The 20,988-nt window shown below is 61.3% G+C and carries 18 protein-coding genes and 1 pseudogene; 9 read left to right on the top strand and 10 right to left on the bottom strand.

The features are described from left to right. From RHE_RS16910 to ureG, 7 genes are all read left to right on the top strand, one after another. On the top strand, positions 1–624 hold the full coding sequence (locus tag RHE_RS16910) for a Urease operon accessory protein (protein WP_187331731.1): 624 nt from the start codon (positions 1–3) through the stop codon (positions 622–624). A 3-nt stretch (positions 625–627) separates the two neighbouring features. Continuing rightward, positions 628–2,340 carry an urease subunit alpha gene (gene ureC / locus RHE_RS16905; RefSeq protein WP_011426539.1) on the top strand — a complete coding sequence of 571 codons (1,713 nt, stop codon included), beginning with the start codon at positions 628–630 and terminating at the stop codon, positions 2,338–2,340. Between the two features lie 32 nt (positions 2,341–2,372). Continuing rightward, positions 2,373–3,044, top strand: a complete 672-nt coding sequence (locus tag RHE_RS16900) for a TIGR02117 family protein (RefSeq protein WP_011426538.1) — start codon at positions 2,373–2,375, stop codon at positions 3,042–3,044. 331 nt (positions 3,045–3,375) lie between these two features. Further along, on the top strand, positions 3,376–4,239 hold the full coding sequence (locus RHE_RS16895; protein ID WP_020922092.1) for a GGDEF domain-containing protein: 864 nt from the start codon (positions 3,376–3,378) through the stop codon (positions 4,237–4,239). An 88-nt stretch (positions 4,240–4,327) separates the two neighbouring features. Then, complete coding sequence (gene ureE / locus RHE_RS16890) at positions 4,328–4,909, top strand: urease accessory protein UreE (protein WP_020922091.1); 582 nt, start codon at positions 4,328–4,330, stop codon at positions 4,907–4,909. A 5-nt stretch (positions 4,910–4,914) separates the two neighbouring features. Further along, entirely contained in the window at positions 4,915–5,586 is a 672-nt protein-coding gene (locus tag RHE_RS16885; protein ID WP_011426535.1) for an urease accessory protein UreF, read from the top strand. A gap of 88 nt (positions 5,587–5,674) precedes the next feature. Continuing rightward, positions 5,675–6,286, top strand: coding sequence for an urease accessory protein UreG (ureG, locus tag RHE_RS16880; protein ID WP_011426534.1), 612 nt, complete (start codon positions 5,675–5,677; stop codon positions 6,284–6,286). Between the two features lie 98 nt (positions 6,287–6,384). Here ureG and RHE_RS16875 read toward each other — a convergent pair whose 3' ends face one another. The 6 genes from RHE_RS16875 to RHE_RS16850 form a co-directional block, all read right to left on the bottom strand. Then, complete coding sequence (locus tag RHE_RS16875) at positions 6,385–9,705, bottom strand: efflux RND transporter permease subunit (protein WP_011426533.1); 3,321 nt, start codon at positions 9,703–9,705, stop codon at positions 6,385–6,387. 13 nt (positions 9,706–9,718) lie between these two features. Continuing rightward, complete coding sequence (locus RHE_RS16870; protein ID WP_011426532.1) at positions 9,719–10,909, bottom strand: efflux RND transporter periplasmic adaptor subunit; 1,191 nt, start codon at positions 10,907–10,909, stop codon at positions 9,719–9,721. 388 nt (positions 10,910–11,297) lie between these two features. Beyond that, complete coding sequence (locus RHE_RS16865; protein WP_020922088.1) at positions 11,298–12,269, bottom strand: ABC transporter substrate-binding protein; 972 nt, start codon at positions 12,267–12,269, stop codon at positions 11,298–11,300. A gap of 59 nt (positions 12,270–12,328) precedes the next feature. After that, on the bottom strand, positions 12,329–13,456 hold the full coding sequence (locus RHE_RS16860; RefSeq protein WP_011426530.1) for an ABC transporter permease: 1,128 nt from the start codon (positions 13,454–13,456) through the stop codon (positions 12,329–12,331). Next, a complete protein-coding gene (locus RHE_RS16855) occupies positions 13,453–14,382 on the bottom strand; it encodes an ABC transporter permease (protein ID WP_011426529.1) in 930 nt (309 codons plus the stop codon). The genes RHE_RS16860 and RHE_RS16855 overlap by 4 nt, the downstream gene beginning before the upstream one ends. A gap of 234 nt (positions 14,383–14,616) precedes the next feature. Continuing rightward, positions 14,617–15,402, bottom strand: coding sequence for an ABC transporter ATP-binding protein (locus tag RHE_RS16850; protein ID WP_011426528.1), 786 nt, complete (start codon positions 15,400–15,402; stop codon positions 14,617–14,619). A 94-nt stretch (positions 15,403–15,496) separates the two neighbouring features. Between RHE_RS16850 and RHE_RS16845 the strand changes: the two genes are divergently transcribed. Further along, on the top strand, positions 15,497–15,910 hold the full coding sequence (locus tag RHE_RS16845) for a cupin domain-containing protein (protein WP_011426527.1): 414 nt from the start codon (positions 15,497–15,499) through the stop codon (positions 15,908–15,910). A gap of 58 nt (positions 15,911–15,968) precedes the next feature. On the opposite strand, the gene hydA is transcribed toward RHE_RS16845, so the two are convergent. From hydA to RHE_RS16830, 3 genes are read right to left on the bottom strand one after another with little or no spacing between them, the layout of a single operon-like run. Next, on the bottom strand, positions 15,969–17,423 hold the full coding sequence (hydA, locus tag RHE_RS16840) for a dihydropyrimidinase (protein ID WP_011426526.1): 1,455 nt from the start codon (positions 17,421–17,423) through the stop codon (positions 15,969–15,971). After that, on the bottom strand, positions 17,420–18,010 hold the full coding sequence (locus RHE_RS16835) for an endonuclease domain-containing protein (RefSeq protein WP_011426525.1): 591 nt from the start codon (positions 18,008–18,010) through the stop codon (positions 17,420–17,422). The genes hydA and RHE_RS16835 overlap by 4 nt, the downstream gene beginning before the upstream one ends. Then, positions 18,010–19,263, bottom strand: coding sequence for a Zn-dependent hydrolase (locus RHE_RS16830; protein ID WP_011426524.1), 1,254 nt, complete (start codon positions 19,261–19,263; stop codon positions 18,010–18,012). Before RHE_RS16830 ends, RHE_RS16835 begins: the two co-directional genes overlap by 1 nt. 299 nt (positions 19,264–19,562) lie before the next feature. On the opposite strand from RHE_RS16830, the gene RHE_RS16825 reads away from it, so the two are divergent. Then, positions 19,563–20,213, top strand: a complete 651-nt coding sequence (locus tag RHE_RS16825; RefSeq protein WP_011426523.1) for a TetR family transcriptional regulator C-terminal domain-containing protein — start codon at positions 19,563–19,565, stop codon at positions 20,211–20,213. Positions 20,214–20,216: 3 nt separating this feature from the next. Here RHE_RS16825 and RHE_RS34375 read toward each other — a convergent pair. Further along, positions 20,217–20,585: pseudogene (locus tag RHE_RS34375) on the bottom strand (HWE histidine kinase domain-containing protein); the annotation flags it as partial. Positions 20,586–20,988: the final 403 nt, after the last annotated feature.

The raw sequence follows: 20,988 nt of genomic DNA, 5'->3' as shown, positions 1-20,988 counted from the left end.
GTGATCGTCGGCAACGGCGAGGTTGGAGAGAGAGAGGCAGGCATCATCGATGCCGCCGATTTTGTCATTCGCTTCAACGATTGCCTTTCCTATGGTGCCGGCGGCAGCCGCACGGATGCCGTCGCGGTCTGCAATACCGGAAGGCCGGCAAAGGCGATGCTCGGTTCGCCGGAGTGGCGCGCTCATCCCGGCATCGTCTCGGCCCGCGAAATTTGGAGCGTGCGTGATCCGGAGAAATTCGCCGCGATGCGGGCGCCGCTTGCCGTCGTGCATCCCGAACTCGACGATTTCTGCGACGACTATACCGAGGCGTTCGGCGCCTTCTGCGCCGAGACCGGCAAGAGGCATGTGGTGATCGACAAGTCGGTCCACGAGGCCGTCGATGCTTCGCTTTCGGCCTTTGCGCCCGCGCCCTATGTCGTGCCGAGCAGCGGCATGATCGTCATCGCCGAGGTGCTCAGCAAATATGCCGAGGCCGAGGTGGCGCTGGCCGGCTTCGGTCACGCCGGCTGGGAATGGCACCCCTTTGCCGCCGAACGACAGCTTGTCGATGGTTATATTGCCGCCGGCCGCCTAAGGCGGCTCGGCGGAAAAACGCTTGTCTCTTCCTCCTACGGAGCCTGATGGATGCCCTATAAGATCTCGCGCGCCGCCTATGCCGGCATGTTCGGACCGACCACCGGCGACAAGGTGCGCCTTGCCGATACGGAGCTCTTCATCGAGATCGAGAAGGATTTCACCACCTATGGCGAGGAGGTGAAGTTCGGCGGCGGCAAAGTGATCCGCGATGGCATGGGCCAGAGCCAGGTGACACGGGCCGACGGCGCGGTCGATACCGTCATCACCAATGCGGTGATCGTCGATCATTCCGGAATCTACAAGGCCGATATCGGGCTGAAGAACGGGCGCATCGCAGCGATCGGCAAGGCAGGCAATCCCGATATGCAGCCCGGCGTCAACATCATCGTCGGCCCGGGCACGGAGGCGATCGCCGGCGAAGGGAAGATCGTCACCGCCGGCGGCATGGACAGCCATATCCATTTCATCGCGCCGCAGCAGATCGAGGAAGCGCTGATGTCGGGCATGACGTGCATGCTCGGCGGCGGCACGGGACCGGCGCACGGCACGCTTGCCACCACCTGCACGCCCGGCCCCTGGCATATCGCCCGCATGATCGAGGCGGCCGACGCCTTCCCGATGAACCTCGCTTTTGCCGGCAAGGGCAATGCCTCGCTGCCGGGGGCTTTGACCGAGATGGTGCTTGCCGGCGCCACCTCGCTCAAACTGCATGAGGACTGGGGCACGACGCCCGGCGCCATCGACTGCTGCCTGTCGGTCGCCGACGACTATGACGTGCAGGTGATGATCCACACCGATACGCTGAACGAAAGCGGCTTCGTCGAAGATACAATCGGTGCGATCAAGGGCCGCACCATCCATGCCTTCCACACCGAAGGGGCGGGCGGCGGGCACGCACCCGACATTATCAAGATCTGCGGCCAGCCGAACGTCATCCCGTCGTCGACCAATCCAACGCGGCCCTATACGGTCAATACGATTGCCGAGCATCTCGACATGCTGATGGTCTGCCATCATTTGTCGCCGTCGATCCCCGAGGATATCGCCTTTGCGGAAAGCCGCATCCGCAAGGAGACGATCGCGGCCGAAGACATTCTGCACGACATCGGCGCTTTCTCGATCATCTCGTCCGACAGCCAGGCCATGGGCCGCGTCGGCGAGGTGGCGATCCGCACCTGGCAGACGGCCGACAAGATGAAGCGCCAGCGCGGCCGGCTGAAGGAAGAGAACGGCGACAACGACAATTTCCGCGTCCGCCGCTATATCGCCAAATACACGATCAATCCGGCAATCGCCCATGGCCTCAGCCATGAGATCGGCTCGGTCGAGACCGGCAAACGCGCCGACCTCGTGCTGTGGAACCCGGCCTTCTTCGGCGTGAAGCCCGACATGGTGCTGCTCGGCGGCTCGATCGCGGCGGCCCCCATGGGCGATCCGAACGCCTCGATCCCGACGCCGCAGCCGGTGCACTACCGGCCGATGTTTGCCTCCTACGGCAAGAGCCTCACCAATTCCTCCGTCACCTTCGTCAGCCAGGCCTCGCTCGATGCCGGCCTGAAAGGCAGGCTCGGAGTCGCCAAGGAACTGGTGGCGGTGAAGAATACGCGCGGCGGCATCTCCAAGGCATCGATGATACATAACGACCTGACGCCGGAGATCGAAGTCGATCCGGAGACCTATGATGTCAGGGCGAATGGCGAACTGCTGACCTGCGAGCCGGCGACGGTGCTGCCGATGGCGCAGCGCTATTTCCTGTTTTAGGCCTGATCATCCATGCGCTCTGGACGGTTCCGATGAAATCAGGCATCCGCTGGCTGTTGCGGATCACGATCCTGCTCATTGCTCTGGCAGCGGGCGGAACCTTCATTCCCCAGCCGCTGATTGCCCCGGTCAAGGCCTCGTCCTCGGCGGCGACCCATCGGATTCTGCTCCTGTCGGGACCGATCCATACCGATATTGCCATTCCGCTTGACGAGGAAACGCGGGCCGTCTTTTCCTTCCTCGACGATCCCGGTTTTCCGCTCGATCATCCGAACGCGGAATGGCTCGTCGTCGGCTGGGGCGGCCGCGCCTTCTATCTGGAAACGCCGACTTGGGCGGACCTGAAGCCGCTGCCGGTACTACGGGCTCTGACGATCGACCGTTCGGTGCTGCATGTGGATCTCGCCGGCCATATCACCGAGGCGCAGTCGGCCGTGACGGCTTTCGATATTGGTGATGATGAATTGGCGCGGCTGCGCCAATTCATCGCGGACAGCTTCGTCCGCAACGCGGGCGAGATCGCGCCGATCCCGGATGCGGGTTACCGGGAGATCGATCGGTTTTTCGAAGCCAAGGGATACTTCAATGCCCTCTTTGGCTGCAACACCTGGACTGCCGCTGCACTCCGTTCTGCGGGGCTTCGGACTGGCTTATGGAATCCGCTTCCACAATCACTGCGATCGTCTGTCGGTGTCTACAATTGATGCACTCGCCGCCCCGTCCGCGCTTAAACGAAATTGTGAACGGAACTCTCTCCATTCGGTTGTAAAAATCAATTGGGGAAACCTGCGTTCCTCGATTAGATCATTCTGAAACAGCTCAGCCGAAGATTCCAAGAAAGCTGTTATATATCAGCCGATTAGGTGCTTGCATGCGTTGTTCGATTCAGGGATTGGAGGCTTGCAGCCCATGCTAGAAAAAATCTCTCCACCGAATCGTCTGAAATCATTCCAATTTTAGCGAGTCGATTAAGACACCCGCAGCAATTAGGCTCTTATCAATGCCTTGAAACGCCGGGCAGGAAGGTCGATTCTCATGAGAAACTGGATGTCGCTGCAGGCCGATTTTGGCGACTTTCAATATCGCAGTCACGTCTATGTCTTTGCGTTGAAGATGAGCTTTCTCGCCGTCATTTTCTCCGGCGTCATCATTGCGCTGACTATACCGCCACTCGGTTTTCTCGGGTTGCTGCCGGTGACCCTTTCGCACGCGATCAGCTTCGGCGCTATTTTTTCCTGGCTTATCGGCGGCACGGTTTCTGGAATGCTGTCGCTGGCCACAGGCTTCACCATGCATGAGTTGATGCTATCACGGGCGGAGTTCGAAAAGCTCAGCCGCACCGATACGCTCTCCGGTCTCCTGAACCGGCGCGCCTTCACCGAAGCGCTGGACAGGACCGAAGGCGATGCCTCGCTCGTCATCTTCGATGTCGACCGTTTTAAGGCGATCAATGACCGCTTTGGTCATGCCTGCGGCGATGCCGTCATTACGGCGGTCTCGGCGGTGCTGCTCTCCGCCTTCGACGAATTGTCCGTCGTCGCGCGCCTCGGCGGTGAGGAGTTCGGCGTCATCGTCTCCGGCGAACCGTTGGAGGCGCGGCTGGAGCGGATCGAAGCCGTGCGGGCTAGTATCGCCGGCAGGCCGATCGTGGCGGAGGATTGTCAGATCGCCATCACCATTTCCGGCGGCGTTGCCGATCTCATCGCCGGACGCAACAAGCAGCAGGTCTATGCTTCGGCAGACCGGGCGCTCTATCTCGCCAAGGCGCTCGGGCGCAACCGGGTCGTCCACGAGCGGGAAGGGCTGCATCATGCCTGGCACGGACTTGCCGAAACCGGTGCCAACGCCGAGGGCAGGGGGCTAGGCAGCGACAACGTGATGCATGCCTACGGAATATAAAAGCCAGCCTCCCAAACTAAAGATCATTGGTGCTTGCATCGGGAAGGGCTATTTTGCATGGTCGTCGTCTCATCAAAACGGACATATCATGCAGCGCGTCACCTCCTATCTTCCCGCCGGAACTCCTTCCTCCCATCCGACCGCCCAGGTCAAGCTGCCGCATGATCTGCGGCATTTGCGCCGCAAGCTCCTGCATCTGGAAAATGGCGAGATGGTCATGCTCAACCTCAAGGATCCGGTGCTTTTCGCCAATGGCGACCTGCTCGTGCGCGAGGATGGCGAACTGATCGAGATCCTTGCGGCCGACGAGAAGCTCTTCGAAATTCGCGGACGCGACCGCACGCATCTCATCGAGCTCGCCTGGCATCTCGGCAATCGGCATCTAGCAGCCCAGATCGAGGAAGACCGCATCGTCATCCTGCGCGATCATGTCATCCGCTCCATGCTGCAGGGCCTCGGCGCCACAGTGCTCGATATCGAAGAGCCCTTCCAGCCGGCACGGGGAGCCTATCATTCCCATGGTGGACATTCGCATGACCACGGGCATAATCATAACCCTGGACATGACCATGATCACGCGCAGGGCCATGACCACAAGCATGATCACACCTGCGACCATGATCACGACCATGGTCATGGTCAGGGGCATCACGGCCACAAACACGACTGAGGCCGATGAGCGAAGATCGTGAATTGCAGGCACTGCTGCGCCTGACAGCATGGCTTTCACCGGCCTTTCCGATCGGCAGTTTTGCCTATTCGGGCGGGTTGGAGCGGGCGGTGGCCGATGGGCTCGTCACCGACGCGGCCTCGCTGGCGAACTGGATCGGCACGCTGATCGGCCATGGCTCGGTCTGGAACGATGCGGTGCTTCTGACGGAGAGCCACAGGCGCCAGGCCGAGGCTCCAGGCCTTGCCGAAATCGCTGCGCTTGCCGAAGCGCTTGCCGGATCGCGCGAGCGCCATCAGGAAACGATGCTGCTCGGCGAGGCCTTCCTCTTGGCGGCGCGAGCCTGGCCGGATGAAGTTTTCGAAAGGCTGCCCGGCAAGACCGCCTACCCCATCGCAGTCGGAGCGGTTGCGGGCGCCCATGGCATAGGGCCTGAAAAGGTGCTCGCGGTCTTCCTGCATGCCTATGCCTCACAGGCAGTCTCATCAGGCATCCGTCTCGGCGTCGCCGGGCAGAAGGATGGTGTTGCCGTACTTGCCGGGCTTGAAGAGCAGATTGCGGGGACCGCGCGGCGGGCGGCAGCCTCAACGCTCGACGATCTCGGTTCGGCGACGGTGCAGGCCGATATCGCCAGCCTGCGCCATGAAACCCAGACGACCAGGCTTTTCCGCTCGTAACTTACCGAATTATCCCGCAACTGCGTCATTTGACGGTGGCGCGCGCCGGCGGCGTCGCTATGATCGGAATCCTATTGGAGTACGACATATGAAATCAAGAAACGGACCCTTGCGCGTCGGCATCGGCGGGCCGGTCGGCTCGGGCAAGACCGCGCTGACGGAAAAGCTCTGCAAGGCGATGCGCGACGACTATTCCGTCGCTGTCGTCACCAACGACATCTACACGACGGAGGACGCCGAGGCGTTGGTGCGCATGCAGGCACTGCCTTCCGATCGCATCGTCGGCGTCGAGACGGGCGGCTGCCCGCATACCGCCATTCGCGAGGATGCGACGATCAATCTGCAGGCGATCGCCGGCCTCAACGAGCGGATTCCCGATCTTGACGTCGTCTTCATCGAATCCGGCGGCGACAATCTGGCGGCAACCTTTTCGCCTGATCTCGCCGATATCACCATCTATGTCATCTCCGTCTGCCAGGGCGAGGAAATCCCGCGCAAGGGCGGCCCGGGCATCACCCGCTCGGATCTGCTCGTCATCAACAAGAAGGATCTGGCCCCCTATGTCGGCGCCGATCTGGAGGTGATGGACCGGGATGCGACGCGCATGCGCGCCTCACGGCCCTTCGTCTTCTCCGACATGAAGCGCGGCGACGGCGTCAGCTCGATCGTCAACTTTCTGAGAGAGCAGGGCGGCCTCTGAGTGTCGGGCACAGGTCGAAATCGCTGCGGGCGGCAAGGTCGGAAAGAAGAAACGGGCCGGGAGATCACTCCCGGCCCGTTTTCTAACCTGGGCTTTGCTCACTCCGCCGCAAACGGCGGCAGGCGGAGCACGTTGGTGTCGTTGGCGCTTTTGCGCTTGCTTTCGGGCTTTTCGATCGCAGTCAGGCGCTCGTCGAGCGAATCGATGTCGCTGCGGTTCTCGCGAGTGACGCGGGTGAGATCTTCGCGTGACAGCGGCAGGTCCTCCTCGTCCTTCCTGCCGACCAGGCGGCCGAACATCCAGCCGAGCAGGCGGGACAGATCGTCCATGATCAGGAAGAAGGAAGGCACGACGACGAGCGAAAGCACCGTCGAGACGATGATGCCGCCGATCACCGCGATCGCCATCGGCGCGCGGAAGGAGCCGCCTTCGCCGACGCCGAGGGCCGAGGGCAGCATGCCTGCCGACATGGCGATCGAGGTCATGATGATCGGCCGGGCGCGTTTGCGACCGGCTTCGACCATGGCCTCGACACGGGTCATTCCCTGGTGGCGCGTCTCGATCGCGAAATCGACGAGCAGGATGGCGTTCTTGGTGACGATGCCCATCAGCATCAGAATGCCGATCATCACTGGCATGGACAGCGGATTGCTGGTGATGATCAGGGCTGCGGCGACGCCGCCGATGGCGAGAGGCAGCGAGAACAGGATGGTGAAGGGCTGGATCACGTCCTTGAAGAGCAGGATCAGCACCGTCAACACCAGCAGGAGGCCCATCAACATGGCGTTGACGAAGCTCTGCTGCATCTCGGTCTGCACCTTCGTATCGCCGCTTTCGGCAAGATGCACCGCCGCGGGGATCTTGGCCGCGTTGACGATCTCGCGGAACCGGGCCGAGGCCGTATCGAGGGCCACGCCCTGCGGCAGGTCTGACCCGATCGAGACGACGCGGTAGCGATTGTTGCGCTTGATCGAGCTTACGCCTTCGGAATAGTCGATATTGGCGACGCTCGAAAGCGGAACGGTGCCTCCGCTGGCGGTCTGGATCTTCAGCGCCCGGATCGCCGCGAGATCGCGCCGCATGTCGAGCGCCGCCTGTACGCGAATCGGGATTTGGCGATCGTCGAGCGAGATTTTCGCGAGAGCCGCGTCGACATCGCCGATGGTGGCAACGCGAATCGTCTCGGAGATCTGCTGCGGTGTGATGCCAAGGCGGGCGGCCTCGTCCTTGCGCGGATAGACCTGAAGTTCAGGACGGGGCAGGGCGCCGTCGGCGCTGACGTTGGCGAGCAGCGGATCGGCGCGGAGCTTCGATTCCAGAATGCCGACGGCTTCGTTCAGGTCCTTCTCGTTCTTCGAGAGGAAGTTGAAAGAAAGGTCGCGTTCGCCGCGGTCATTCAGCTTCAGGATATGGACGTCGGGAATGTCGCGCAGCTTGGCGAAAACTTCCTTTTCGATATCCCACTGCGGGCGTTCGCGGCCCTGGACTTCCACCTTCGGCAACATCGGCCCAATGGCCGGAATACGGCCGAATACATCGTTGACCACCTTCTTGACCAGCGACTGGTCGAGCTTGTGAAGCGCCAGTGTGATGGTCGCACGGCGCAGTTCGAGATCACCCTTCGGCGATGCGCCGCCGAGAACGAAGACGCTTTCGACGCCGTTGATGTTCTTGACCCTGTCATAGATCGCCTTCGTCGTCTTTTCAGTGTCGTCGAGCCGCGCATTGGGCGGCAGTTCGACGGAGAGAACGATGCGCGACGCATCTTCCGGCGGCAGGAAGCTGCCCGGAACTTTCATCAGCAGGAAAACGGAACCCACGAGGAAGCCAACCGCCGCAAGCAGGGTCAGATATCGCGAATACTTGTGCCCGGTCGTGCCGCGGATCAGGCGCGTATAACCCTTCATCAGCAGACCGTCATTGTCATGATGGTCTTCCATGCCATCTTCGGCACGCATGAGATAAGCGGCCATCATCGGGGTAATGAGGCGCGCCACCATCAGCGAGAAGAAGACGGAGAAGGCGACGGTCAGGCCGAACTGGATGAAGTACTGGCCCGGAATGCCCGGCATGAAGGAAACCGGCACGAAAACCGCGATGATGGTGAAGGTGGTGGCGATGACGGCGAGGCCGATTTCATCCGCCGCCTCGATCGCCGCCCGATAGGGCGTCTTGCCCATCTTGATATGGCGGGCAATGTTCTCGATTTCCACAATCGCGTCGTCGACCAGGATACCTGTCGCGAGCGTCAGGGCGAGGAAGCTGACGAGGTTCAGCGAGAAGCCCATCATGTCCATGACCCAGAAGGTCGGGATTGCAGCGAGCGGCAGCGCAATGGCCGAGATCAGCGTCGCCCGCCAGTTTCGGAGGAACAGCAGAACGACGATGACGGCGAGCAGGGCACCTTCGAGCAATGTATGAATGGCGGCTTCGTAGTTGCCGTAGGTGAAATACACCGAATCGTCGATCATCTCGATCTTCACGTTCGGATTTTCGCTTCGCACCTTATCGAGGCTCTGCGCGACCGTCTCGGCGACGCTGACCTCGCTGGCGCCCTTTGAGCGGAAGACGCCGAAGGTAACAACAGGCGTGTCGTTGAAGCGCGAAAAGGATTTCGGCTCCTCATAGGTGTCCTTGATGACGCCGAGATCGGATAGCTTGACGAAGCGTCCGCTCGGTAGCGCAATCGTCGTGTCTGCAAGTTCGGCGACGTTGCGGGCATCACCAAGAACGCGAATTGCCTGTTCGCTGCCCGCCACCTGGCCGCGGCCGGAGCCGAGATCGACATTGGTGCCGCGCAGCTGATCGTTCACGCTTGCAGCGGTGATGCCGTAAGCATCGAGCTTGCCAGGCGCGAGTTCAATGCGCACTTCGCGCTCAGCGCCGCCGTAGCGGTCGACGCGGCCGATGCCGGCCTGGCCCTGCAGGGCGCGCTTGATCGTGTCGTCGACGAACCAGGAGAGTTCTTCCAACGACATGTCGGGCGAGGACACGGCGAAGGTCTGGATCGCTTGGCCCTCGACATCGACCTTGGTAACGATCGGTGCTTCTGCCGTCGCCGGCAAATCGCTGCGGATACGGTCGATCGCGTCCTTGACGTCCTGTACGGCCTGTTCCGTCGGCACTTCCATCCGGAACATGACATTCGTCTGCGAGCTGCCGTCGGTCACCGTCGACTGAATTTCGTCAATGCCGGTGATGGAGGCGATCGCATCTTCGATCTCCTTCGTCACCTGCATCTCGAGTTCGGCCGGCGAGGCGCCACTCTGCGTGACGCTGATCGAGACGAGCGGTACGTCGATGTTCGGAAAGCGCGTGATCGGCAGCGTGTTGAAGGACTGAATGCCGATGAAGATCAGCAGGCAGAAAGCCAGCAGCGGCGCGATCGGGTTTCGAATGGACCAGGCTGAAAAATTCATCGGATGGTCTCTTTTAGTTGGAAGCGGAGGGCTGTTCACGCACCGGCGTGATGTGATCGCCGTCGCGAACATAGGCGCCAGCCTTGGCGACGACCTCGTCGCCGCTCTTCAATCCGTTGACGATCTCGACATAAGCGCCGTCCTGGATGCCGGTCTCGATTTTGGCGAATTTCACCACGCCATCTTCGACCTTGCGGGCGGAGGAGCCTTCGTTGCCGGTGAGCACCGCCGTGAGGGGAAGCGAGACGCCCTCGGTTTCGCGGACGATGATCTCGGCGCTGCCATACATGCCGGAACGCGCCTTGCTGTCATCGTCGATGGAGATATGGACGAGGCCGAGGCGGGTCACCGGATCGACGGTGGGAGACACCAGGCGCACGGCGCCAGAAAGCTTTTCACGGCTGCCGGAAAGGGAAATGGTCGCCTTCTGGCCGGCCGTGATCCTGACGATGTCGCTTTCGGCGACTTCGGCGACCAACTCGATATCGCCATCGCGAATGATGGTAAACAGCGGATCGCCGTTGCCGGCAGCGATCGCGCCGACCTTGGCGTTCTTTGCAGACACCACGCCGGCAACCGGCGTCTTCACGTCGGTGCGGGCGAGCTTCAGATCGGCGTCGGCGATCTGGCTGTCGTAGACCTTGAGATCGGCTTCGGCGACTTCGATCGCCTGTTCGGCGGAGACGACGCGGGCATTGGCGGCGGCGGCGGTTGCATCGGCTTGCTCGACCTGGGCGGTGGAAACCGTGCCCTTCTTGACCATTTCCTGGGCACGGGCCTGCTGCTGCCTTGCCTGTTCGGCATTGGCCTGCGCCTCGATGAGCTGCGCGCGCAGCTGGGCGAGGCTGGCCTCGCCCTTGGCCTTGGTCGCCATCATCTGGCTCTTCTCCAGGACCAGCGCGTCATCGTTCAGCGTCGCCAGGGTGCTTTCGGCCTGAACCTTATCGCCGATATCGGCTTTCAGCGTGCGAATCGAAAGCCCCTCGACCTGTGGCTGGATATAGACTTCTTCCACGGGCTTGACCGTTCCGGTGCCGATGACACGGTCGACAAGGGTGCGCTTGACAGCTGTGGTGACGACGATCGCCGGCAGGTTCTGCTGCGGCTTTGCGACCGGCGCCTCCTGCGAAAAGGCGGTGGATGCAACCAGCGCCGCTGCAAAAAGGATGGATGTGCTTAAAATTCCAGTCGGCTTGCGTGCCATGCGTTTTCGTCCAATCTCATAATAAGGTTAGCCGAATTCGCGCGTCTGCCATTGAGCTCGCGACCAGGCCACTGCCTTTCCTGCATTCTCAGGGGTATCACACATCATTTGCCGTTCCTCGCCGGCAAATCGGCTTCTAGTTGGTATCGATTTGCTCGATATGCAAGCCTCGCAGAAAACAATTCCCCATGAGCCGATAATAATTACCATCAGAACCTGAATCAATCATCGTAGGGTTATGCGAACATGACGATGATTGATCCTGCTTCTCCCTCAATGACGTTTGACGCCAGATAAATGCGACAGCTGCAAGGCTTTTTTTATCAGGGGGAAAAAATGGAACGCGCGGGAAATATTCCCCGCGCGTTTGCCTCAAATTTAGCCGTCCTTACTTGGACGCGGCGTCTGTGATCTCGTGCGTCCAGGCCCCCGATGGCTCCTTGCTGATGATCTTCTGATCGAGCAACGCCTTTGCCGTGCGGGCATAGAGTGCTTCGTCCAGCTTTCCGGAGCCGTCGCCGACGAGCTTGGCGACTTCGCCCATCATGCGCTTCTGGTGGTTTTCGTCCTGGCCGCCATTGTCCACGACGATCTCTGCCGCCTCATCCGGGTTCTCGGTCGCATATTTCCAGCCCTTCATCGAGGCGCGGACGAATTTGACCATCTTCTCCTTGAAGGCCGGGTCCTTCAGCTTGTCTTCCATGACGTAAAGGCCGTCCTCGAGCAGGTCGTTGCCCATTTGCGTATAGTTGAAGACCGTCAGTTCCTCCGGCTTGAAGCCGGCATCGATCGCCTGCCAATATTCATTATAGGTCATGACGGAGATGCAGTCGGCCTGCTTCTGGACGAGCGGCTGCACATCGAAGCTCTGCTTCAGCACGGTGACGCCGTTCGGGCCGCCTTCGGTGGACAGGCCCAGCTTGTTCATCCAGGCGAAGAACGGATATTCGTTACCGAAAAACCAGACGCCGAGCGTATGGCCCTTGAAATCGGCCTCGCTCTTGACCGGGCCATCCTTGCGGCAGACCATTTCCAGGCCGGATTTCTGATAGGGCTGGGCAATGTTGACGAGCGGAACGCCCTTTTCTCGGGCAACCAAAGCGCCGCCCATCCAGTCGACGATGACATCGGCGCCGCCGCCGGCGATCACCTGCTCGGGGGCGATATCGGGGCCGCCCGGCTTGATCTCGACGTCGAGGCCCTCCTCCTTGTAAAAGCCCTTGTCCTTGGCGACGTAATAACCACCGAACTGGCTCTGCGTGACCCATTTCAGCTGCAGAACCACCTTGTCGGCGGCCATCGCGTGGGCCGCTGCCAGCGACATGGCGCTCGCCATCATTGCAACCATCAATTTTTTCATTTTCTTGTCCTTACCCTCTGAAGTTATGCCCGGGTCTCATTTGCGAAGCCAGAGCGCGCCTAGCCACCACGGATAGACGGATGCCAGAACGTCACCGCCCGTTCGGTCAGGGCGATGACACCGTAGAAGATCGAGCCGGCCAGCGCCGCGACAGCGATTTCCGCCCAGACCATGTCGACATTCATGCGGCCGATCTCGGTGGAGATGCGGAAGCCCATGCCGACGATCGGCGTCCCGAAGAATTCCGCAACGATGGCACCAATCAGCGCCAGCGTCGAGTTGATCTTCAGTGCATTGAAAATGAAGGGCATGGCTGCCGGCAGCTTGAGCTTGAACAGCGTCTGCCAGTCGCTCGAGGCATAGGTGCGCATCAGGTCGCGCTCCATGCTGCCGGAGGCGGCAAGGCCGGCGACGGTGTTCACCAGCATCGGGAAGAAGGTCATGATGATGACGACGGCGGCCTTCGACTGCCAGTCGAAGCCGAACCACATGACCATGACGGGCGCGATGCCGATAATCGGCAGCGCCGACACCATGTTGCCGATCGGCAAGAGACCGCGGCGCAGGAAAGAGACGCGGTCGGCCAGTACCGCGACGACGAACCCGCTGAGGCAGCCGATGACATAACCGATCAGTACCGCCTTGAAGATCGTCTGCCTGACATCCGCACCGAGAATCGGCAAGGAGGTCATGATGCGCGCGCCGATGGCGCTCGGCGGCGGCAGGATGATGAAGGAGATGCCGGCACCGCGCGTGATCGCCTCCCAGAGGATGAGGATCCAGGCGCCGAAAATCGCGGGAATCAGCAGTTCGAGCACCGACGCGCCGAAGGCGGCGGCAGGCTGCGCTTTCGAAAGCTCGGTGACGCATCGCCAGGCGAGCAGCCAGGCGGCGAAGAGCAGCAGGAAGTAAGCTCGGCTTGCGGTGCCCTCGTTGCCGGAAAGAGCCGCAAGCAGCAGCCAGGCGGCACCATGCGCGCCGATGAACAGCACGGTGGCGCGATAGGCCGGCGGTTGCGGTGCGAAGGACAGGAGAGCGGCCGCGGCGATGACGATGAAGATGAGGCTCGCGGTGCCTTCGGTTAAGGGACGAGCCGCGCCCTCGGCCAGAAGCGGCAAGTTAGCCAGTGCTGCGACGCAGTAAAGAAGAGCGGCCGCGCCTTGCCAGGAGAAGCTCAGACGTCTCATGCCGGCCTCCCACCCATGGCGCGGTCGACGATCTTCGCCGCAAGGCCGACAATCGCGACGAGAACGCCTGCAAGCAGCGAGCCGGCGACAAGCGCTGCCCAGATATCGATCGTCTGGCTGTAATAGGAGCCGGCGAGCAGCTTCGAACCAATGCCGGCAACCGCGCCCGTCGGCAATTCGCCGACGATGGCGCCGACGAGGCTTGCTGCGATCGCGACCTTCATCGAAGTGAAGAGAAAGGGGATCGAGGCAGGGACGCGCAGTTTCCAAAAGGTCTGCATCGGACTGGCGTTATACGTGCGCATGAGGTCGAGATAGAGGATTTCGGGCGACCGCAGCCCCTTCACCATGCCGACGGCGACCGGAAAGAAGGAGAGGTAGGTGGAGATCAGTGCCTTTGAGACGAGACGGGAGGCGTCGGAATCGAGATTCAGCAGATGCGCCAGCGCATTATCGCCGGTCAGCACGTTGTAGGAGATGATGACGATCATCGGCGCGATGGCGAGAATCGGTATCGTCTGGCTTGCCACCAGCCAGGGCATCAGCGAGCGGTCCATGGCGCGGTTGTGCACGATCAGCACGGCGAGAAGAATGCCGAGCAGCATGCCGAAACCGAAGCCGAGCAGGGTAGAAGAGAGTGTCACCCAGCTGTGATAGACGAGACTGCGGCTGCTCGAAAGGCTGCGCAGGACAGTGTTCTCGTAGATGTTCTGCGCCACCTGATGCGGCGCCGGCAGGATCGGCTTCGGCTGCGCCAGTGTCTTGCCAATGAATTCCAGCGTGGTCGGCGTGACGCCGCCGCGGCTGTCCATGTCGCGCTGGAACGGCGCGTTCATGAGAATGGCGGCGACATACCAGATGGCGATGAGCGCGAGCAGGATGGTGGTGACGGGGACGATCTTGTTTTTGAAGGTATCGGGTTTCATAGGGTCTGCCCCCATTTTGGGGCGTCGAATGCGTAGCCACCCCCCTCTGCCCTGCCGGGCATCTCCCCCACAAGGGGGGAGATTGGCAAGCGGATAGCGCATCGGTCCCCCGTGCTCCGACGCTGGATCAGGGGGCTTTGATTGTTTGGGGAAGCCGGTTCGGCATATCGATCTCCCCCCTTGTGGGGGAGATGCCCGGCAGGGCAGAGGGGGGTAACCCTCGGACTCAACCGCCTATACCTCATGGCTATGCCCCGTCCTCAGCCCCTCGCGGACGCGGTGGGCGATTTCCAGGAATTCCGGGGTGTCGCGGATGTCGAGCGGGCGTTCGGCCGGCAGGGTGGAGTCGATCACGTCGGTAACGCGGCCGGGGCGCGGCGACATCACCACGATCTTGGTCGAGAGGTAGACGGCCTCGGGGATGGAGTGAGTGACGAAGCAGATCGTCTTGTTGGTGCGGGCCCAGAGCTTCAGCAGCTCTTCATTCAAATGGTCGCGGACGATCTCGTCAAGCGCGCCGAAGGGCTCGTCCATCAATAGCAGGTCGGCGTCGAAGGCGAGCGCGCGGGCGATCGAGGCGCGTTGCTGCATGCCCCCGGAGAGCTGCCAGGGGAATTTCTTTTCGAATCCGGAAAGGCCGACGAGGTCGAGCGCCTCGGCGATGCGCCTCGTCCGATCAGCGCCGCCATAACCCATGATTTCCAAGGGCAGAGCAATATTGTTTTCGATGGTGCGCCAGGGATAGAGCGCCGGCGCCTGGAAGACGTAGCCGTAGGCGCGGGCCTTGCGGGCCTCTGCCGGTGTCATGCCATTAATTGAGATCTCGCCCGAGGTGCTCTTCTCGAGATCGGCGATGACGCGCAGGAACGTCGTCTTGCCGCAGCCGGACGGGCCGATGAACGAGACGAAATCGCCTTTGCGGACATCGAGATTGACATCGCTCAGCGCCCGCACCGGGCCATCATTCGCCTGGTAGGTGAGACAGAGGTCCTTGGCGGATACGACGGAGGGTGCTTGCATCAATGCGACCGATCTTGTTTTCCCCGCTTGAAGGCGGTTTGCATGTTACCATCGCTGCCGGCCCTGCCGGCGGCGCAATTCTTGGAGGAAGAAAATGGACGCGACATCAAAACCCACCTGCCACATCGTTCGTCCCAAGCACGCCTATGACGGCAAGCAGGGGCTTAGCTATTTCGAAGGGATAGCGGCCGAGACGGTTGGTGCCACCGGCATCTGCATGCACCTCCTGACGATCCCGCCAGGCGTACGAGCCAAGGCGCACCTGCACGAAGCGCATGAGACGGCGATCTACGTGCTCTCCGGCGAGGCTCATACCTGGTACGGGGACCGGCTGGAGCATCATGTCATTACCCATGCCGGCGAGCTCTTCTACATCCCGGCCGGCGTGCCGCATATGCCGGCAAACCTCAGCAGCACGCCCTGCACGGCGGTCATCGCCCGCACCGATCCACACGAGCAGGAAAGCGTCGTGCTTCTCCCGGAGCTGGACGCGCTGGTGCCGGCGTGAGGTCATCCGCATGAAGGCGTCATTCCCCGGTTGATGGCCGTATCATCATGCTCCATCGTCATACGCCGGTTGCCGGAATGCCGCTTCGTTCCACCTTGCGCGGAGAGGTGATCTCCTTCCAGGTGGATAGTGCCTTGCTGACGGCAGTTACCGGTTCGCGCCGGACGAACTCGCCGTGGCCCTCGCGGGTCTTGATGTCGCTTTCCTCGATGGCGACGACGCCGCGGGTCAGCGTGTAGCGCGGCAGGCCGGTCACTTCCTTGCCCTCGAAGACGTTGTAATCGATCGCCGACTGCTGGGTCTTCGACGAGATGGTCTTGGAGCGCTTCGGATCCCAAACCACGATATCGGCATCGGCGCCGACGAGGATCGCGCCCTTCTTCGGATAGATGTTGAGAATCTTGGCGATGTTGGTCGAGGTAACGGCAACGAACTCGTTCATCGTCAGGCGGCCAATGTTGACGCCGTGCGTCCAGAGCATCGGCATGCGGTCTTCGAGACCGCCGGTGCCGTTCGGGATCTTGGTGAAATCCCCCACGCCGAAACGTTTCTGCGCCGTCGTGAAGGCGCAATGGTCGGTCGCGACCACCTGCAGCGAACCGGAGGCAAGCCCGGCCCAGAGACTGTCCTGATGCTGCTTGCTGCGGAATGGCGGCGACATCACGCGACGGGCGGCATGATCCCAGTCGGGGTTGGAATATTCGCTCTCGTCGAGTGTCAGGTGCTGGATCAGCGGCTCGCCATAGACGCGCATGCCCTTGGCACGGGCGCGGCGGATCGCTTCATGCGCCTGTTCGCAGGAAGTATGGACGATATAGACAGGGCAGCCGGCCATGTCGGCAATCATGATGGCGCGGTTGGTGGCTTCGCCCTCGACCTCGGCAGGGCGGGAATAGGCGTGAGCCTCGGGGCCGTTATTGCCCTCGGCGAGCAGCTTCGCCGACATCGAGGCGACGACGTCGCCGTTTTCGGCATGCACCAGCGGCAAGGCGCCGAGTTCGGCGCAGCGCTGGAAGGACGCGAACATCTCGTCATCGTCGACCATCAGCGCGCCCTTATAGGCCATGAAGTGCTTGAAGGTGTTGATGCCCTTGTCGCGGACGATGGTCTCCATCTCCTTGAAGACCTGCTCGCTCCACCAGGTCACCGCCATATGGAAGGAATAGTCGCAATTGGCCCGGGTCGATTTGTTGTCCCACATGGTCAGCGCTTCGAGCAGCGACTGGCCGGGGGCGGGGAGGGCGAAATCGACGACCATGGTCGTGCCGCCGGAAAGGGCCGCGCGTGTGCCGCTCTCGAAATCGTCGGAAGAATAAGTGCCCATGAAGGGCATTTCGAGATGGGTGTGCGGATCGATGCCGCCAGGCATGACGTAACAGCCGGTCGCATCCAGCGTTTCGTCGCCCGAGAGGTTCGGACCGATCTCGACGATCTTGCCGCCGTCGATCTTGACGTCAGCCTTGTAGGTGAGGTCGGCCGTGACGATGGTGCCGTTCTTGATGACTGTGGTCATGATCGTTGCCTATCCTTATTTGTGAATGCGGCTGGCGAATAGAAGCCGGGCAGTTCGGGACTGAATTCAAGCCGGCCCTGCAAGGCCGCAAAGATCGTTTCGAGTACTGAGCGCCGCTCGCGCGAGATTTGCTGATTCCAGAAGCGCAGTACTGAATAGCCATTGGCATTGAGCCATTCGGTACGGCGTTGATCAGTCGCGTTATCGGCGTGCTGGAAGCCGTCGACTTCGACAATCAGTCGTTCGTCGCGACAGAGGAAATCGACAATGAATGGGCCGAGCGGAGCCTGTCGCGCGAATTTGTAGCCGTTCAGGCGTCGTGCGCGTAAGTCGCTCCAGAGGTAGTATTCCTCTTCGGTTTCGTTGCGGCGAAGCTGGCGGGCTTGCCCGGTTTTGGCCGGACGATGTTTACGGATATCCTGTCTGATAATTTTCGTCTCACCCGGAGCCCCCTCATCCGCCCTTCGGGCACCTTCTCCCCGAGGGGAGAAGGTGGAAGCCGCAACGTCAGCCGCTCCCTTCTCCCCAGCGGGGAGAAGGTGGCCCGAAGGGTCGGATGAGGGGGCTCCGGGTGAGACACTAGACATCACACCACGATCTCCGCCGTCTCCACCACCGCATGGAACAGCACATCGGCACCCGCTGTCGCCCATTCCTTGGAAATCTCTTCCGCTTCATTGTGCGAGAGCCCGTCGACGCAGGGGCACATGACCATCGTGGCAGGCGCGACCTTGGCGGCCCAGCAGGCGTCGTGGCCGGCGCCAGAGATCAGGTTCATGTGGGTGTAGCCGAGGCGCTCGGCGGCGGAGCGGACCGCGGTGACGAGCTTTTCGTCGAAGGTAACAGGCGCGAAATGACCGATCACCTCGATGGAACAGCCGACGCCGAGCGTGTCGCAGATCTTCGGGGCTTGCGCCTCGATCTTTGCACGCATGCGGTCGAGCTTGGCCTTGTCGGGTGAGCGGATGTCGACGGTGAAAACCACCTTGCCAGGCAGCACGTTGCGGGAATTCGGCGAAAAGAAGACTTGGCCGACGCCGCCGACGGCGCCCGGCTGTTCGCCCATCGCGACAGCCTGAACCATTTCCAGGATGCGCGACATGGCAAGGCCGGCATTCACGCGCATGTTCATCGGGGTCGAGCCGGTATGGGCTTCCTTGCCGGTCAACGTGAATTCCAGCCACCAGAGGCCCTGGCAGTGGGTGACGACGCCGATCTGCTTGCTTTCGGCTTCGAGGATCGGACCCTGCTCGATGTGATATTCGAAATAGGCGTGCATCTTGCGGGCGCCGACTTCCTCGTCGCCGACCCAGCCGATGCGCTTCAGCTCGTCGCCGAAGAGATTGCCCTCGGGATCTTTGCGGTTATAGGCGAAGTCCAGACTGTGCACGCCGGCAAAGACACCGGAAGCCAGCATGGCGGGGGCGAAACGCGCACCTTCCTCGTTCGTCCAGTTGGTGACGACGATGGGATGTTTGGTCTTAATGCCGAGATCGTTCATGGTGCGCACGACTTCGAGGGCCGAGAGCACGCCGAGCACGCCGTCATATTTGCCGCCGGTCGGCTGGGTGTCGAGATGCGAGCCAACATAGACGGGCAGGGCATCGGGATCGGTCCCAGGGCGGGTGGCGAACATCGTGCCCATCTGGTCGACGCCCATGGTGAGGCCCGCTTCGTCGCACCATTTTTTAAAGAGGCTGCGGCCTTCGGCATCCGAGTCCGTCAGCGTCTGGCGATTGTTGCCGCCTGCAACGCCCGGTCCGATCTTCGCCATGTCCATGAGACTGTCCCAAAGACGGTCGCCATTGACGCGCATGTTCTCGCCTGGTGCTGCCACCATTTTCAAGCCCTCACCTGTTTGCGGCAGTCATGCAAGGGGCATGCCTGCCTGTTCCCGTGGTCTTTCCCAGCGCCTCTTATTGGTTTTGTCGAGCGCCGGAAAATCGCCAGTTGCCTTTGGTTTTCATCTGGCGGATATTTGACCGATTGGTAAACATTACAACTTCCACCGCGGGGCTCAAGACGAAAATCACGAAAATTGCCGATAAAAATGCGGGCAGTTGCTTAAGAACGCGGCAGGGGGCTTGCCCTAGCCAAACTTGAGCGAAGAAGTTGAATTTCAAGGGGAAACAATAGCCGATGGCTATTCCGAGAGCAGCGAAGACACTGAGGCGGACACGAATCCAGGAGGAGAAGGAAGAGCAGATTCTGGAAGCAGCGCTCGACGTGTTTTCAGCGCGCGGCTTCCGCGGCTCGACGATCGATCAGATCGCCGAAGTGGCCGGAATGTCGAAACCCAATCTGCTCTATTATTTCCGCACCAAGGAAGCCATGCACCGGGCGCTTATCGACCGGGTGCTCTACACCTGGCTGGAGCCGCTGCGCGCGTTTGATGCTGAAGGCAATCCGGAGGAGGAGATCCGCAGCTACATCAGACGCAAACTGGAGATGGCGCGCGATTTTCCGCGCGAGAGCCGGCTGTTCGCCAATGAAGTTCTGCAGGGGGCGCCGCATATTGAAGACGAGCTGAAGGGGCCGCTGAAGGAGTTGGTCGACGAGAAGGCCGAGGTCATTCGCGCTTGGGCGAAATCAGGCAAGATCATCGAATGCGATCCCTACCACCTGATCTTCTCCATATGGTCGACGACCCAACATTACGCCGATTTCGATGTCCAAGTGCGGGCTGTGCTGGGGCAGGAGCACGCCGGCGACGAGCGGTTCGAAGACGCGGCGCGGTTCCTGGAACAGCTTTTCATCGGCGGTCTGCGGCCGGATTCCCCTCGGCCCTGAGGCCTACCCTTTCTTGCGCAACGGCACCTGGGCAAGAAGATCCGTATGCCTTCGGCTGTATAGGGCTTCTGTAAGACCGGCGCATCCGAATGGCTGTTCGCCTGCGCTATGCCCTCGCCATAACCCGTCGCAAAGACGAAGGGCATGCCTTCGGCAGCCAGCCGGTTGGCGATCCCCAAGCTGGTCTCGTCGCCGAGATTGACATCGAAAAGCGCGAAGTCGAAAGACTGCCCGGTCAGGATTTCCATGGCGTCGGCGACGCTCGGAGCCATTGTCACGTCGGCGCCCAGGCGGCGCCGGATGGCATTTCCCGTTCATGGCGATAATCCTTTCCACCAGCAGGATCTTCAGACCCGAAAGCGGTTCTTGATCGGTGGAGACGCGCTTGTGTTCGCCAATGCCGGCCGGCGCCGCATCCGGTAATCCGCGTTTCGGATTGACATGGAGAGATCGAGCGGCTGGCTCTGTTCGTCCAGTTGCGGGAGAACCGGCACGGGTACCGCGTCGACATCGACGATGATGCGAACAGATTGCGCAGATAAAGAGCGCGCGCCTGCACCCGCGCGCCTTCACGGAAGAAGGCATCCAGCAATCTGCTGTTTGTGCGCGAAGCACGCTGCGAAGTGACATGTGGACCGTATTCTGGGTGATATCGCAGATGATGCCGTTTACAGGAGGAGGGCGAAGTAGCGATATACTGCAGCATCTCTGTAATCCCAGAGAAACCCAGAAAACATGGGCCTCGTTCAATCCCGATCCACTGCTCTGCCCAAGC

The organism is Rhizobium etli CFN 42, assembly GCF_000092045.1.
Lineage (GTDB): Bacteria > Pseudomonadota > Alphaproteobacteria > Rhizobiales > Rhizobiaceae > Rhizobium > Rhizobium etli.
Note: the sequence above shows the minus strand (reverse complement) of the source record. Positions and strands in the feature narration are given on the sequence as shown.